Source organism: Hydrocarboniclastica marina (assembly GCF_004851605.1).
In the GTDB taxonomy this organism is placed as follows: Bacteria; Pseudomonadota; Gammaproteobacteria; order Pseudomonadales; family Oleiphilaceae; genus Hydrocarboniclastica; species Hydrocarboniclastica marina.
On record NZ_CP031094.1, the window covers coordinates 14,115 to 27,824 of the forward strand.

Annotated in this window: 11 protein-coding genes; 6 read left to right on the top strand and 5 right to left on the bottom strand. The window is 54.6% G+C overall.

Features of this window, described 5'->3' with window-relative positions:
* Window positions 1-76: 76 nt before the first annotated feature.
* The 3 genes from soil367_RS18300 to soil367_RS18310 all read right to left on the bottom strand — a co-directional run bounded on the left by soil367_RS18300 (window position 77) and on the right by soil367_RS18310 (window position 4,309).
* The gene (locus tag soil367_RS18300; RefSeq protein ID WP_136550730.1) at window positions 77-1,510 is read right to left on the bottom strand and encodes a DNA cytosine methyltransferase; all 1,434 of its coding nucleotides are present in this window, start codon (window positions 1,508-1,510) and stop codon (window positions 77-79) included.
* A 316-nt stretch (window positions 1,511-1,826) separates the two neighbouring features.
* On the bottom strand, window positions 1,827-3,680 hold the full coding sequence (locus tag soil367_RS18305) for an adenine nucleotide alpha hydrolase family protein (RefSeq protein WP_136550731.1): 1,854 nt from the start codon (window positions 3,678-3,680) through the stop codon (window positions 1,827-1,829).
* Between the two features lie 380 nt (window positions 3,681-4,060).
* Complete coding sequence (locus tag soil367_RS18310) at window positions 4,061-4,309, bottom strand: hypothetical protein (RefSeq protein ID WP_136550732.1); 249 nt, start codon at window positions 4,307-4,309, stop codon at window positions 4,061-4,063.
* A gap of 413 nt (window positions 4,310-4,722) precedes the next feature.
* Here soil367_RS18310 and soil367_RS18315 point away from each other — a divergent pair, with 413 nt between their 5' ends.
* The 3 genes from soil367_RS18315 to egtD all read left to right on the top strand — a co-directional run bounded on the left by soil367_RS18315 (window position 4,723) and on the right by egtD (window position 7,712).
* On the top strand, window positions 4,723-5,193 hold the full coding sequence (locus soil367_RS18315; protein WP_136550733.1) for a hypothetical protein: 471 nt from the start codon (window positions 4,723-4,725) through the stop codon (window positions 5,191-5,193).
* A 53-nt stretch (window positions 5,194-5,246) separates the two neighbouring features.
* Window positions 5,247-6,530: an ergothioneine biosynthesis protein EgtB gene (gene egtB, locus soil367_RS18320; RefSeq protein ID WP_246065641.1), complete on the top strand. Its 1,284-nt coding sequence runs from the start codon at window positions 5,247-5,249 to the stop codon at window positions 6,528-6,530.
* 159 nt (window positions 6,531-6,689) lie between these two features.
* Window positions 6,690-7,712 (top strand): L-histidine N(alpha)-methyltransferase, encoded by a 1,023-nt coding sequence (gene egtD / locus soil367_RS18325; protein ID WP_172962423.1) that lies wholly within the window; start codon window positions 6,690-6,692, stop codon window positions 7,710-7,712.
* Between the two features lie 366 nt (window positions 7,713-8,078).
* Here the strand turns inward: egtD and soil367_RS18330 are convergent, their stop codons facing one another.
* Window positions 8,079-9,416: an ATP-binding protein gene (locus tag soil367_RS18330; protein WP_136550736.1), complete on the bottom strand. Its 1,338-nt coding sequence runs from the start codon at window positions 9,414-9,416 to the stop codon at window positions 8,079-8,081.
* On the bottom strand, window positions 9,394-10,059 hold the full coding sequence (locus tag soil367_RS18335; protein WP_136550737.1) for a response regulator transcription factor: 666 nt from the start codon (window positions 10,057-10,059) through the stop codon (window positions 9,394-9,396). Before soil367_RS18335 ends, soil367_RS18330 begins: the two co-directional genes overlap by 23 nt.
* A 383-nt stretch (window positions 10,060-10,442) precedes the next feature.
* On the opposite strand from soil367_RS18335, the gene soil367_RS18340 reads away from it, so the two are divergent.
* From soil367_RS18340 to soil367_RS18350, 3 genes are all read left to right on the top strand, one after another.
* Window positions 10,443-10,982 carry a cupredoxin domain-containing protein gene (locus soil367_RS18340; RefSeq protein ID WP_136550738.1) on the top strand — a complete coding sequence of 180 codons (540 nt, stop codon included), beginning with the start codon at window positions 10,443-10,445 and terminating at the stop codon, window positions 10,980-10,982.
* A gap of 114 nt (window positions 10,983-11,096) precedes the next feature.
* The gene (locus soil367_RS18345; RefSeq protein ID WP_172962410.1) at window positions 11,097-12,824 is read left to right on the top strand and encodes a copper resistance system multicopper oxidase; all 1,728 of its coding nucleotides are present in this window, start codon (window positions 11,097-11,099) and stop codon (window positions 12,822-12,824) included.
* A complete protein-coding gene (locus tag soil367_RS18350; protein WP_136550739.1) occupies window positions 12,821-13,564 on the top strand; it encodes a copper resistance protein B in 744 nt (247 codons plus the stop codon). The genes soil367_RS18345 and soil367_RS18350 overlap by 4 nt, the downstream gene beginning before the upstream one ends.
* Window positions 13,565-13,710 lie beyond the last annotated feature (146 nt).

A 13,710-nucleotide genomic window follows, 5' to 3' on the forward strand; every position in this document is an offset into this window, starting at 1 on the left:
ATTGGAAGGAAGACTCCATTCAGCACGGAAAAAGATAGAGAAGGGGCCCGAAAGGGCCCCAGGTGTGTTAACCGAGTTAAGCCGCGTTTGCAGCCATCTCTTCCATTGATATCCATTCAGCAAGCTGTTTACCCAGAGCGAACCCAACCGCCTCAAACATCGGAAAGACGATGCTTTGACCTAGAACTTCGTGGGCCGTGGTGTCAGCGATGTCTGAATCGCTGATGAGCTTTTCCGGTATACCTTTAACCCGGGCGTGCTCAACTGGTGTCAGAAGACGAGAAAGCTCCTCCGACTCAGGGTGCTGAATGAACGGGTCAGTAGACCTGCACTTCATGTACTGCCTGGTAACGGTCGCGATGTGGCCCTCCTCGCCAGTGAATAACTGACGGCGAAAGCCTTTCCCTGCCGCGATATCTCGCTCTTCCTTCAGGCGCAAGTAGTCGAACGACTTCCAACGCTCCGAATCCAGCGGAATTGGCTGAAGAACATCTGACAACCGCTCTGGCTTCACTGTTAACGGAACAATCTCAGACATGTCTATGATGTCCTCGAGGCCCTCGGTAACAGCAATGATGCAAAGCCGATCGCGGTTCTCCAGGGCCCCAAATTCATTACCATTTAGGACCCTTTCACTAACCGTATAACCAGCGCCTGAAAGAAGGGCTCGTATAACGGCCGCGCTTGCGGTAGTGGAGTACGCTTTCACGTTTTCAAGCACGATCACAGCAGGCTGAGACGCCTCGACATACCTCAACGTGTGGTAGAACAATGCACCCGCTGAATCATGCTCCTCAGGGAGATATGTTCTCTTCTCTCCTTTGGTGTCCCGCATTTTTGCGCGTCCGGCAAGGCTTGCCCCCGTGCAAGGCAATCCGGCTACCAGAACATCAGCCTTAACCCGGGGGTCGAAGCGAACATCCTGGATAGGCGCTTCGATAAGAATGGAATCCTCATCGAACAGCTCGGGGTTTTGTTTCAATGAGATGTCGAGGTACTTCCGCTCCATCTCTATCGCGACTTGAACAAACGTTTTAACGCCGGCTCTTGCGAACCCGGAATGAATCGCCAGGTCCAGTATTCCGGCGCCATGGTAGTGGGAGTGAACCGCCAGCTTCCTGTTTTCGGCTAGTTTCTTCCTGATCCGTTCCAACCGTTCGAACGCCAGGCCCTTCGTGTGGTGGATCTTGATGATGATCTTCCCGCGGCGAATCGCCACCCGAAGCTTCTCATCAACCCTGAACCACCGAGACAACTCGCGGGAATTGATATCGATGATTGGGGATACTGTTTGACTGGCCCTTCGAACTCGGCCGGATACTTTCCGGACCTCAGCTCCATCGACCGGTTGGCCGTTTACCCGAACCAGAACGAGCTGGTTCTCATCTCTGGAATCGACGGTATAGGACGTCCCGTGGCAGAAGCCTTCTCTTTCCAGCTTCCGGCCTTCGATCCAGATACGAGGGTTTTCTCTTTTTTCGCCGACTTTGGTGACGATAATTGCTGTCATGGTATGACTCCGTATGAGAACGGAGACACCATCCCCCTAAGGGAGAGGTGTCCCCCAGAGGGTTAAGGAAGTGCTGATTGGGGCAGGCTCAGCTCACCTGATTACTGCCGAGGCAGTGAATGCAACAATAGTAGCTTTCGCGAAGCACATTCCTCCTGGAGGTTTGCGTGTTTTTTCTAGCAATGCCTGGACGAAAGTATGCTCTGCGAAAAATACTCTGTGTTTAATCCTCACCGGCGGGCACGAAACGTGCCCCCAGTGAAACCGCTGTTAAAGGGGTAGCACCACAAGTGGCGCTACCTTTCTCCTCCCATGTTTACGCAGCAAGCTCGCTTTCGAACAGATCAAAGTTCTGCTCTCTCTGAACTTCTTGTTCCTGCCGCGCTTGTTCCATCAGCTTGGTGTGCTCGGATGAGGGGATTGAGTTCTCCAACACGAATTTTTGCACGTCAGCCACGTTCTCTTGGCGTTGCAGTCGTTTCCAAAATTGACTTCTACGTGCAATACGGTCGTAGTTCCCAATCTGACCTCTACCCACTTTCACGATTCCCCGATCAAGTAGATAGGTCACACCTTGCTGTACATCGAGCCCGTCAATCTCGTAGAAAAGATCTTCAAACTCAAGCACGAAGCTATTTGCGGTGGCGCCATCAATAGTCAGCTCATCAGACTCCTCGAAATAGGTTACTCGACGTGTTTCGCCGCTATCAGAATCCACGTAAGCACCAAACCCTGGCTTTCCTGGCCGTCTATAAGGGTTGATTGCTTCTGCAAAATGATTCCTTAAGCCGTCAAGTTTCCACGCATGCCCATATTGGCCAACGTAGAAGAACCTCTTTTCCGGAATTTTCTTGGGCGGGAAATCGGTCTTGGACACTTCAGGCACAAAGTATCTCCGGCCGAGCTCCCGTATCTCATACCATTCTCTCAACGCTGGAAAAGCGTGATCGAAACAGGCATGAACGCCCCAGGCAAAGTCGATGGCCACCAGGTTCCTCGGAGTAATCCATTGAAATTGAGGATGAGCCAGCCGCCGGTTCTCGACCGTTGGTTCGACCTCACCACGACAAATCGCCGCGGCGTGTTCCTCTGCCCTTTCCTCCTCAAGAACATCCAGGGTGATCATGTACCGCAAGATGTCACGGCGCATCCAAGCTGAGTATCCGTCCGGTGACAGCGAGACATATCCGATCGGTGAAAGGCTCTTTTGAAGCCAGTCTCGACGAGAAAGGTCGTGCTGTGTTCGAACAATGAAGTTCCTGAGCTTGTTAATGCCTTCCAGATACCCAAATCGACTTGGTTCAGAAGCGATCATAGCTTCCATCGACTTATCTCTGTCGCCGGTAACAGGACATATCCCACAGCCCTGCCGTGCGCCGCAAGCTGCCCTGTTGCCTCCATCCCCAGAGACAATGACGCAGGTACCCTCATTGGCCGCTTTATAGAGATCCAGGGTGTGATTGAAGTTTTTAACGAAGGTTTGATAAATACCCTGCCTCGACCGGTCACAGCTGAGCAAGAGGTTCCATACGTCTGTCATTTCCCAGTCAGCTATACAAGCGTTGGTAAAGACCCCTTCGTCATCCGTTTGGACAAGCGAATGTGCCTTATGCCCTGCCGCTCGCATCCGCTCACCGCGAGCGGCCGATTCGGATTCACGAGTACCAACCAGGATCACGAGCTGCTGCTCTTTAGGCAGTTGCTTACGGATTAACCGAAGAGCTTTATGTTGGGGACGCACTTTCCAGTCGACACTGCACTGTCTGTGCTTGGAGTCCACAAAGATGGGTAACTTTCCGCGTCCGATAGTCGCGTAAAAGAAGGATGAGGCGAGAGCCGGCTCCACAGACAGGATACGCAAAGGCAAACCATGCTGTTCTACGAAGCTTTCTGCTGCCAGCAACATCTCCCCGGTGTAGGAGTCCATAGCTGGGTTCTCCAGACCACTGTTGCTGTGCGATAAGAAGCATTGTGGTAGCTGAGTCCCGTTGCTTTTTGCTCGAAGCATAGCCTCAAACATTAGGACCAATACTGCTGAGCTGTCTTTTCCCATTGACGAAGCACAGCAAAGAGAATACCCGGAGTCGAGAAGCCCTATCAGGTGGCTGATGACCATCTCTGCTTTAGCGCGGATACCCTCGAATCGTGAGTTAAAGATTTGAACTGACATGACTGTCTCCTAAGTAAGAGGAGACAATTCCCCTTCCGGGGATAATTGTCCCCAGGGGGTTAACCGATGATTTTGCAAAAACGTTATGCTGATTTGCCTATTGGCCAGGCCAGCTGCCTGATTCTCTCCGTGAGGAGCGAGAATTCGGATTTGTGTCTTTAGCGTTTATCTAGCTGTTTTCAACATCGCCGTGGATCTCGGGCAACGATCGGCCGCCAGTTGCTCTTCAATAGCGACTAAACGCTTTTGTAGCTTGCTGTCATACCAGGCCACTTCTTGATCGGTAAACTTGATGCCTATCCTGAATGCACCTTCCCATTCCCGGGAATAGCACAATTTCCCTGGGACGCACCTGGCTGATAACACGTCATTAGACAAACTTATGTCGACATCTGCACCCCTTTAAAAACGTGGCTTATTCCCTTTCCACCCTCAAGCAAAACCCCTTCGAATTCATAAGAATTGAATCTGTGCTTTATTAGGGCGGTCGCATACTCCGAGTTTCCTGCTATTTTGACGACCAGCCCGTGGCCCATTTTCATCTTTTCTGACTGTTCGTAGACCGCTTCAGGCTCACTACATCCGGCCAAGAAAGCCGCGCAGAACAAGCTGACTATAAGTTTTTTCATCAGGTTCTCCAGGTTGATTCAGATTCAGTTTAATCGATAGGAAGAATGCGCAACTGCACGGGCGAGAAGCGCCCGTGTGAGACGCTTTATCCGCTGGGCGAAAGTGAGGTGCTTAACAACTCGGTAGCGGCGCCTGATTCGCCACTACCGAGTTTGGCGCCGAGCCCGTAAACCGAGCTCGGCAAGAATAGGGCCGGACGGCCGAGAGAGCGTCCGGGCGGAGGTGAAATGGGGGGCATCACCGTCCGCAAAAACATTATCGCCGTTGGTACTTCGGGATTCCCCCGTGTTAACGGCTTTTTCTTTACTTAGCGTCAAAGTATACGGGCTTAGAAGACAAGTGCTTCTTGCTGACCCAAGATGTTCACTACCCCTATACTTGGCTCTTCAATGCTTACGCTAGCCGAGAGGTTATGCAGCTGTCTATTTCCAAAACACGGTTGGTGTTGCCGCTCAGCGAACCCGAGACTCAGGACGTCATTACTTCGAATGACATCAGGGACTGGGCGGAAGGCACCGAAACAGCCAAGCTCGCAACCGCATTCCTTATATTGTCTATCCCTTCTATGCCACCCGGCGCGAACCTACCTGTTCGCGCTGAGCGAGGGCTTGCGGAACTCATAGAATCAACGAGAACGGCCAGTGGTCGGAGGCGGCTCAACGAGGCATTTCTGGAAAAATGGTCTGCGGATGACTTCTCTGAGGGTCTTAGGCTGCTGCCCTACTGCGGCATAAACCTCATCAAAGCGACCGGCAGCGGCAGTAAAGAGTACCTGTGCTCGGGTTCTTGGCATTATCATCACGCAAGGTTAAACAAGAGAAATTTCAGTTTAGATTCAGTTTTACCTGCCACCTTCTCTACAACTGTATATCTTGGGTTTTAGGAGTCTTCGAGACGGCAACTGAAAGCCAAACCGAACAAGCAAGGATGCAAGTCATGCTAAAACAAGCGCCTTTGAACAACAGCTTCAGGTTCAGGCAAGTTCGTGAGCAGACAGAACTGTTATGCGCTTCTCTCAGCGCCGAGGATTGCAACCTTCAGGCAATGCCTTACACCAGTCCCTTAAAGTGGCATCTCGCCCATACTACTTGGTTTTTTGAGACGTTCATTCTCACCCCTTTCAGTCCGGGTTACCGGCACTACGACGAAAGCTTTCAGGTCCTGTTCAATTCCTACTATAACGGTATCGGCAAACAGCATCCTCGCTCGCAACGGCACCTGCTGTCCCGGCCGGGACTCAACGAAGTCCTGGAATATCGGCAGCACGTCAATAAGGCCATGTCAGCCCTACTGGACCAGCCGGCCCATGCCGACCAGGGTGAGATATCGAGTCGGCTCGACCTCGGACTCAACCATGAGCAACAGCACCAAGAACTGATGCTCACCGACCTCAAGTACAATCTCGGCTGCAATCCGCTCGCGCCTTTCTACATGCAGGCCGAACTACCGGAACGGGAACCTGGCGAAGCCGGCTTCGAATTCTATAAAGGCGGATTAGTGGACGTAGGTCAGCCTGCGGACGACGGCTTTGGCTTCGACAATGAGCGCCCACCGCATAAAGCGTGGCTAGAGCCTTTCGCCCTGGGCAGAAAGCTGGTCACTAACGGGGAATACGGTGAATTCATCGCGGATGGAGGCTACCGCCGCCCCGAGCTCTGGCTCTCCGATGGCTGGAGCACGGTGCAGGAGCAGAACTGGACCCAGCCCCTTTACTGGGATCTGGATGCCGACTCACCTTCAGTCTTCACCCTTCATGGCCAGCAACCGTTGCGCAACGAGTATCCAGTCTGCCATCTGAGCTATTTCGAAGCCGATGCCTACGCCCGCTGGGCTGGCGCACGCCTCCCCACAGAAGAAGAGTGGGAGCATGCCTGCCGGCAGTCCCACAAACCACAGCAGGGGCGGGAAACCGACTTCAATCTCAAACGCCTGCAGCCCACTGGCACCACACCAAACAAGGGGCTACGGGATCTATTCGGACAGGTCTGGCAATGGACCTCCTCGGCCTACCGGGCTTATCCGGGCTATCGGGTTACGCCAGGCGCCCTGGGCGAGTACAACGGCAAATTTATGTGTAACCAGTTTGTCCTTCGCGGTAGCTCTTGTGCGACGCCGCCACGCCACAGTCGCGCTAGCTACCGAAACTTTTTCTACGCCGCAGACCGGTGGCAGTTCACCGGTCTGCGGCTAGCGCGAGATGCTATGCCTGGTGCGTCCTGACGGTTTTCGGCCCCGTAGACCTGACTCTGCAGCTGCCCTGCCGCTTGAGGTCTCCGCAGGGGTCTGAACGGGGCAAGGCGTAGAGCAATGGATCAGCAAGACAATAAGGTTCCGGGACCGGAACCAAAGGACTCACCCCTCTATCGCAGGAGCGTACTTTTGGAAACTCTCGCCAAGCATCGTAATACCAATCTGGCCCTTAACCCGGCCTCCAACCAAGAGAGCCCACCCAATCTTCGGGTGCACCACTTACACGATCCGGTCGATGACGACCTGGAGCTGGTCAGAAGCGGTATGTCAGCTGCGCAACCCTGGCTGCATCCCAAATTTTTCTACGATGCCAGAGGCTCAGCCCTGTTCGATGCCATTACCGCAACGCCCGAGTATTACCCTACCCGCACCGAGGCAGCCATCTTTGCCAGGCACATAGACGAGATGTTGGCCTACGTCGATGATCGCAACGTCCTTGTAGAGCCGGGGAGCGGCAATTGCGACAAGGCGTTGACTCTTCTGCGCGATGAAAAGCTGACTCATTATGCCCCGATCGAGATCTCCCGGGATTTTCTTGTTAAGTGCTGCAGACGCCTGGCTTCATCTCACCCCAACCTGTTAGTAGACGCCATCTGCGGTGACTTCACGCGCTCGCATATCCTGCCCGACTCGATCCCAGACGAAGGCCGGCTGATTTTCTTCCCCGGGTCGACTATCGGCAATTTCGATCCGCAGCATGCCCAGGCTCTGCTTCAGAATTTCCGCGGGCTGGCCGGACCATCAGGAGGGCATCTACTGATAGGCACCGACCTGCCCAAAGACCAAGCAACCCTTGAGGCCGCCTACAACGACGCACAGGGACTCACCGCGCAGTTCAATCTGAACATGCTGGTACACCTCAACCAAAGGCTTGATTGTCGCTTCCTGAGAGAAGACTTCGTCCATAAGGCGTTTTACAACGCGGACCTGGGCCGCATCGAGATGCACTTGGTCTGCAAACGCGACACCCCTGTTCGCGTCGGCGAAGACCAGTTCAGTCTTGCAGCGGGGCAAAGCATCCACACTGAAAGCTCTTACAAGTACGCGCCCAATACGTTTCTGAAACTCGCTCAAGGGGCGGGGTTTGAGCCGGTAGCCCATTGGACCGATCCAAAGGAGTGGTTTGCGGTCCATCTGATGCGGGCGGTCTAGTATCTTCGTGCTGAAAGGAACACCACGGGATTTCCCAGTAGCCAAGAGGCAAGAGGCAAGAGGCAAGAGTCTAAGAACTGTAGCGGGGCCGATCGCAATGATTCGCTAGCAATCTCTGCTACCGGAGTTCCCGTAGCAAGGCCGGCTCGAGTAAATGAGTTATGCTGTTAGCTCGCCGCGCAGGTGTGTTTTGGTAGCGCCTGGATAGCCGCTCTGGTTTCCTGCGGCTGATAGGAAGCACCGACACCGGTAGTCAATTAGGAGACTTGCCCTCTTGTTCGACAATCTTCGGTCACAGCCCTGTATGTCGACTAAGAACGAACCTCGGAGCGGGCTCTCCGCGACCTGAACGCGCTACAGCAAGCACTAAGTTTTGGTTAAATTGATTCTCACCAGCAACCCGCCCAGTCTACCATCTGAAAACACGAGGTGGCCGTTGTATCTCTCCACGATGTCTCGCACTATCGCCAGGCCGAGCCCGTGCCCTTCAGTCTGCTCATCAAGGCGCAGTCCTCGACTGCCCAAGCCAGCCCGAGCAGAAGGCTCGACACCGGGTCCATCATCCTCTACCTCTAAAACGAGTTCGTTTTGACTTTGGGTTAGTCTGACGAGCACCTCGGATTTAGCCCACTTTCCGGCGTTATCAACAAGGTTGCCGATTAACTCACTGAAATCGTGCTCCTCTACCGGCCATCGCGGCTGCTCCAGGTCCGTTTCCATGTGAAACTGCTTGTTTTCGTAGAGCCTGCCCAGCATCCAGACAATTTCCCGCACCTGGGTCTCAGGCGCTGCGGTCTTTCCGGCCTGGGGGCCCGCAAAGCTACTGCGGTGCATTTCGGCTTCCAGTTGGCTGTCCAGGTCGACCAGACGAGAGACCATCTGCTCCCGCAGGGGCCCTTCGACCGGTGTATCCCGATCAGCCAGAATTTGTGTCAAGGCAGCGATTGGCGTTTTGATACTGTGGGATAAATTAGCCATTCCCTGGCGGGACCGTTCCAGACGAGTGTCCAGCGTGTCCAGCAAGCGGTTCAGCTCGAAAATGAGGCCCTCGAACTCATTAGGCACATATAAGCTGAGGCGGTCGCGGGCCCCGGCTCGCAAATCACCCAGCTCTCGTTGGAGCTGCTTCACAGGCCTTAACGCAATATGCACCGCAAGTAGAATCAGCAGGACGAGAAATAGCAGTAGCGCGGCGGAGACGACAGCAGTCCAGAGATGCAGTTCCTGCTGGCTGTCTGCCAACAAACTATAGTCTTCAGCTACGATAATCACTATTGGCTCACCCGCCATTTCGAACGCCTTACGAAAGGCGAGAAAACTCGCACCGGTTTCATCCCCCTCGATCGTCAGGAAGTTCGTCTGCGGATTCTGGAGCCAGGGCTGGAATTTGTCTTGCCGGCTTGGGTGGGAGAAAGCGACTCTATCGCCAATACGCAACGCAAAGGTGTGGTGAAAAACCTCATGGAAGTAGCTATCTGCGAGCAGTGCGGCATCAAAGTCGGGATATGTTTGCCGGACTTGTCGCTCCAGAAATTCTGCTTCCTGATGCAGACGCTCGTGGACAAAGTCCCGCGACATCTGCTCTAGCAAAAAGCCGTGGATCAGCCAGGCCACTCCCATAAAGACGATGGCGGACGGTAAAAGCCACCAGAGCAGTGTTGTGCGAAGGGAGCGGGTGACCTTACTGGGACGTATCGAAAACATAGCCCTGACCGCGTAACGTTGTAATGGAATCCCGTCCGATCAGACGGCGTAGCCGGCGGATGTACGCTTCGATGACGTTGTGCGAGGGGTCGGCATCCAGGTTGTAGAGTTGTTCCAATAGCTCTTCTTTAGAAAAAATTCGCCCCGGCCTCGCCATCAGGCAACGCAGCAGCCGAAATTCGGTCCCCGTGAGGCCATGCCAAGCCCCTTCGGGTGTCCTGACTCGCTTGCGTTCCTCATCCAACTCGAACCCCGAAGCTTGCAGCACTTTGTGGACACGGCCCTCGCTGCGTCGAATCAAGGCATTAATGCGAGCGACTAGCTCCTCGGCATGAAAGGGTTTCGCCAGATAATCGTCAGCTCCGGCCTTGAGGCCATTGACTTTGTCCTGCCAGCCGCCCCGCGCCGTTAGTAGCAGCACGGGCACCTCCGACCGGGCCTGGCGCCAGGTTTCGAGCACTTCAAGCCCGCTACCGTCCGGTAGGCCTATGTCGAGGACGGCCGCGCGGTAATCCTCCTGTAAGCCCATGGCTCTGGCGTTCTGGGCAGAGCTGACGTGGTCCACGGCAAACCCGGCCGACCGTAGAAAGCGGGTCAGGCTGAGCGCCAGCATTTCATCGTCTTCGACGAGCAACAGCCGCATGGTGAACTCCTCTCATCACTTCGAAATTGCCAATGCTGTCGCCGTCAGCGAGCTGGCGTTAACTTACAGCGTGACATTGTCCTCCTAAACCTGAATCCGAACTGAAAAACCTATCAAGCGATGCCTCATTTCAAAATCGCCCTGGCGCGGCTGTGCAAAGCCAGGTCTGTACGCACTATGCCCTTAAACCGGTCCAATGGCCTGAGATCAGTCGATTGTCACCAGTCTTCCCAGATTTTCAGCAAGGGTTCAGCTTGATCTGGCATCTTGTGGCCTGTTCAGTCCGGGGTGGCCCTTTGTCCTGCTACTTGTGCAGGGGTTGCCGTCCCTTCGGTGGGCACTACGACCACCGAACGACTTACTTACCCAGGAGTTAAAACCCGATGAAAAAGCACCGATTAGTTTCCGTGATTGCCTCGTTGACCCTTTCCCTCTCAGGCGTCGTTCTAGCCGCTCCCGGACATGGTGACGGTCATCATGCCGACAGCACTATAGGTCAGCCAGGTGAGGCTGCCGAGGCATCGCGCACGGTCGAGGTCGTCATGTATGACAACTATTACGATCCGGAAGAAATTAACGTAGACGAGGGCGAAACGGTCCGGTTCGTGGTCAAGAACGAGGGCATGCTGGTTCACGAGTTTAATATCGGCACCGCCGCCATGCACGCCGCCCATCAGGACGAAATGATGATGATGGTCGAGCACGGCGTCATCCAGGGCGACTCGATCAATCGCGAGATGATGAAGATGGATATGGGCAACGGCCAAACCATGGAGCACGACGATCCAAATAGCGTGTTGCTCGAGCCCGGTGAGTCCGCGGAGGTCGTCTGGACCTTTGGCGAGAACGCCGATCTGGAATTTGCCTGCAATGTACCGGGACACTATGACGCCGGAATGATGGGCCAGATCGAAGTTCAGTAATGCTCTGTCCGGCCTTTGTTAACCGTACCCGGAGCCCGGCTCCGAACAGGAACTGATATGAGAAAATACACGACCGGAAAGCCGCATGGCCTGTTGGCAGTGCTGGTTTTCGCAATGCTGGCGCCGGCGTTCGCGCTGGGCGACGTATACGACATTTCCGTGGATCGGGTCACTATTAACACGGGGGAGTTCGAAAAAGAAGGGATTGGCTATAACGGCAGCTCTCCCGGCCCTGTCCTCCGGTTCAAGGAAGGCGAAGACGTCACCATCAATGTTACCAATAACCTGGACGAGCCTACGTCTATCCATTGGCATGGACTGATCCTGCCCTTCCAGATGGATGGCGTTCCCGATATCAGCTTTGTTGGCATCGCGCCCGGCGAAACGTTCACCTATGAGTTCCCCATCGTTCAGACGGGCACTTTCTGGTTCCACAGCCATACCGGCTTCCAGGAACCGAACGGCGCCTATGGTGCAATTGTTATCGAACCCGAAGGCCGGGAGCCGTTCCGGTACGACCGAGATTACGTGGTACAACTGACCGACCAGCATCCCCACTCGGGGGACCGCATCATGCGCAACCTGAAGATGATGCCGGATTACTACAACCGTCAGCAGCAGACCGTGGGCGACTTTTTTGAGGATGTCGCCGATGAGGGTTTTCAGGCTGCACTTGCCGACCGGATGGCGTGGGGTGATATGCGCATGATGTCTTCAGACGTTGAAGATGTGCAGGGCTTTACGGCGCTGATCAACGGCGAAGGTCCCGAGCAGAACTGGACGGGGTTGTTCAAGCCCGGCGAGCGGATCCGGCTGCGGTTTATCAACTCGTCGGCGATGACCTACTTCGATATCCGTATTCCCGGTCTGGAAATGACGGTGGTCCAGGCGGATGGCAACAACGTCCAGCCAGTGAAGGTCGGTGAGTTTCGCATAGCCGTTGCTGAAACCTTCGACGTTATCGTCCAGCCAAAGGAAGATCGGGCCTATACGATCTTTGCCGAGTCCATGGGCCGCTCCGGCTATGCCCGCGGAACCCTGGCCCCCCGCCAGAACATGGTGGCCGAAGTTCCCGAGCTACGCGAACCGCCGGAATTGACTATGGCCGATATGTCGGGGATGCCGGGTATGGATCATTCCAACATGGAGGGTATGGACCATTCCAACATGAAAGGCATGGATCATTCCAACACGGAGGGTATGGACCATTCCAACATGAAAGGTATGGATCACTCCAACATGGAGGGTATGGACCACTCCAATATGGGCCAAGGGATGAGTGCAGATTCCGCGGGGCCGAGTGATCCCTTCTACGCCGAGGGTAGCGGTTTGACGCCTGAAGCCTTCAACGGTGGTAAATTTCTCTCCTATGCAGACCTGAGAGCTCAGAATCCACTGTACGAAGATCGTGAACCGACCCGTGAGATAGAGCTGCGGCTAACCGGCAACATGGAGCGCTACATCTGGTCGATCAATGGCGTGAAGTATGAGGATGCCGACCCTATCCGATTGCAATATGGCGAACGTGTCCGTTTCAAGTTGGTCAATGAGACCATGATGTCCCACCCCATGCATTTGCACGGCATGTGGTCGATTCTCGATGTGGGCGCAGGCAAATGGAATCCGATCAAGCACACCGTCAGCGTAGCCCCCGGCACAACGGTCTACATGGAGACGGAAGTCGACGCAGAAGGTCAATGGGCTTTCCACTGCCATCTGTCTTATCACGCTGACGCCGGTATGTTCCGCAAGGTCGTGGTCGAAGGCGGGCCTGGTGATGAGGGATGGTCAGAGCCGACTTCAGCTGCTCAGGCTAGTACTGTGAAGGGGTCAGATTCATGAGAAAGAAGATGTTAAAGGTAACCGCTTCGAGCCTCCTGCTGCCCGCTCTGTTCACCGGTTCGGTTTTGGCCCAGGAAAATACCCTGGCCGAGAAAGAGCCGAATGTCTTTTACGGACTGCAGATGGAAGAGCTGGAGTATCGCTATAGCGACACTGATAAAGAGCTTGGCGTCTGGAATGGCGATGCCTTCATTGGCACGGACGAGCTAAAATTCCGCTGGATAACCGAGGGCGAATACGTTCTGGAGGAACGGGCTTTTGAAACCCTGGAGAACCAGTTTGTCCTGCAGAAGCCGCTCTGGGATTTCTTCGATATCAAAGCCGGTGTGCGATTCGATACCCCCGAAGGGCCGAACCGAACCTATGGTTTAATTGGCTTGGCGGGGCTTGCGCCCTACTGGTTCGAAGTCGATACTAACTTCTACGTGAGCGAGAAAGGCGATACCTCGTTCGATGTGGACATCGAATACGAGTTACTGTTAACCAACTATCTCATCCTCACTCCCTCCGCCGACATTGATGTGGCGTTCTCAAGCGATGAGGAAGCGGGCGTCGGCTCGGGCCTGAGCAGTACCGAGTTGGGCGCCAGGCTCAGTTACGACCTGATAGACCGGGCTTTTTCGCCCTATGTCGGGGTGGTCTACGAGCGGCTGTATGGAAAGACGGAGGACTTCGCCAACGAGCACGGTGAAGACGCCGACGGTTGGTTCCTAACTGTAGGTGCGAAACTACTATTCTGATTGGACCTTATCCGATGTGCCAAGGCGGGCCCAAGCTTGCCTTGGCTGCACACTGAACTGCCAGGGCGTGAGATATATATGGGGTTCAGTTAAACCTTGGCAAGTTGTTTCATAGCGTACACCGCCGCATCTAATACATCCGCTCG

Bases quoted from the DNA above. Each gene is read 5' to 3' on its own strand.
- soil367_RS18300 (WP_136550730.1), bottom strand. From the start codon at position 1,510: ATGACAGCAATTATCGTCACCAAAGTCGGCGAAAAAAGAGAAAACCCT.
- soil367_RS18305 (WP_136550731.1), bottom strand. From the start codon at position 3,680: ATGTCAGTTCAAATCTTTAACTCACGATTCGAGGGTATCCGCGCTAAA.
- soil367_RS18310 (WP_136550732.1), bottom strand. From the start codon at position 4,309: ATGAAAAAACTTATAGTCAGCTTGTTCTGCGCGGCTTTCTTGGCCGGA.
- soil367_RS18315 (WP_136550733.1), top strand. From the start codon at position 4,723: ATGCAGCTGTCTATTTCCAAAACACGGTTGGTGTTGCCGCTCAGCGAA.
- egtB (WP_246065641.1), top strand. From the start codon at position 5,247: ATGCTAAAACAAGCGCCTTTGAACAACAGCTTCAGGTTCAGGCAAGTT.
- soil367_RS18330 (WP_136550736.1), bottom strand. From the start codon at position 9,416: ATGTTTTCGATACGTCCCAGTAAGGTCACCCGCTCCCTTCGCACAACA.
- soil367_RS18335 (WP_136550737.1), bottom strand. From the start codon at position 10,059: ATGCGGCTGTTGCTCGTCGAAGACGATGAAATGCTGGCGCTCAGCCTG.
- soil367_RS18340 (WP_136550738.1), top strand. From the start codon at position 10,443: ATGAAAAAGCACCGATTAGTTTCCGTGATTGCCTCGTTGACCCTTTCC.
- soil367_RS18345 (WP_172962410.1), top strand. From the start codon at position 11,097: ATGCTGGCGCCGGCGTTCGCGCTGGGCGACGTATACGACATTTCCGTG.
- soil367_RS18350 (WP_136550739.1), top strand. From the start codon at position 12,821: ATGAGAAAGAAGATGTTAAAGGTAACCGCTTCGAGCCTCCTGCTGCCC.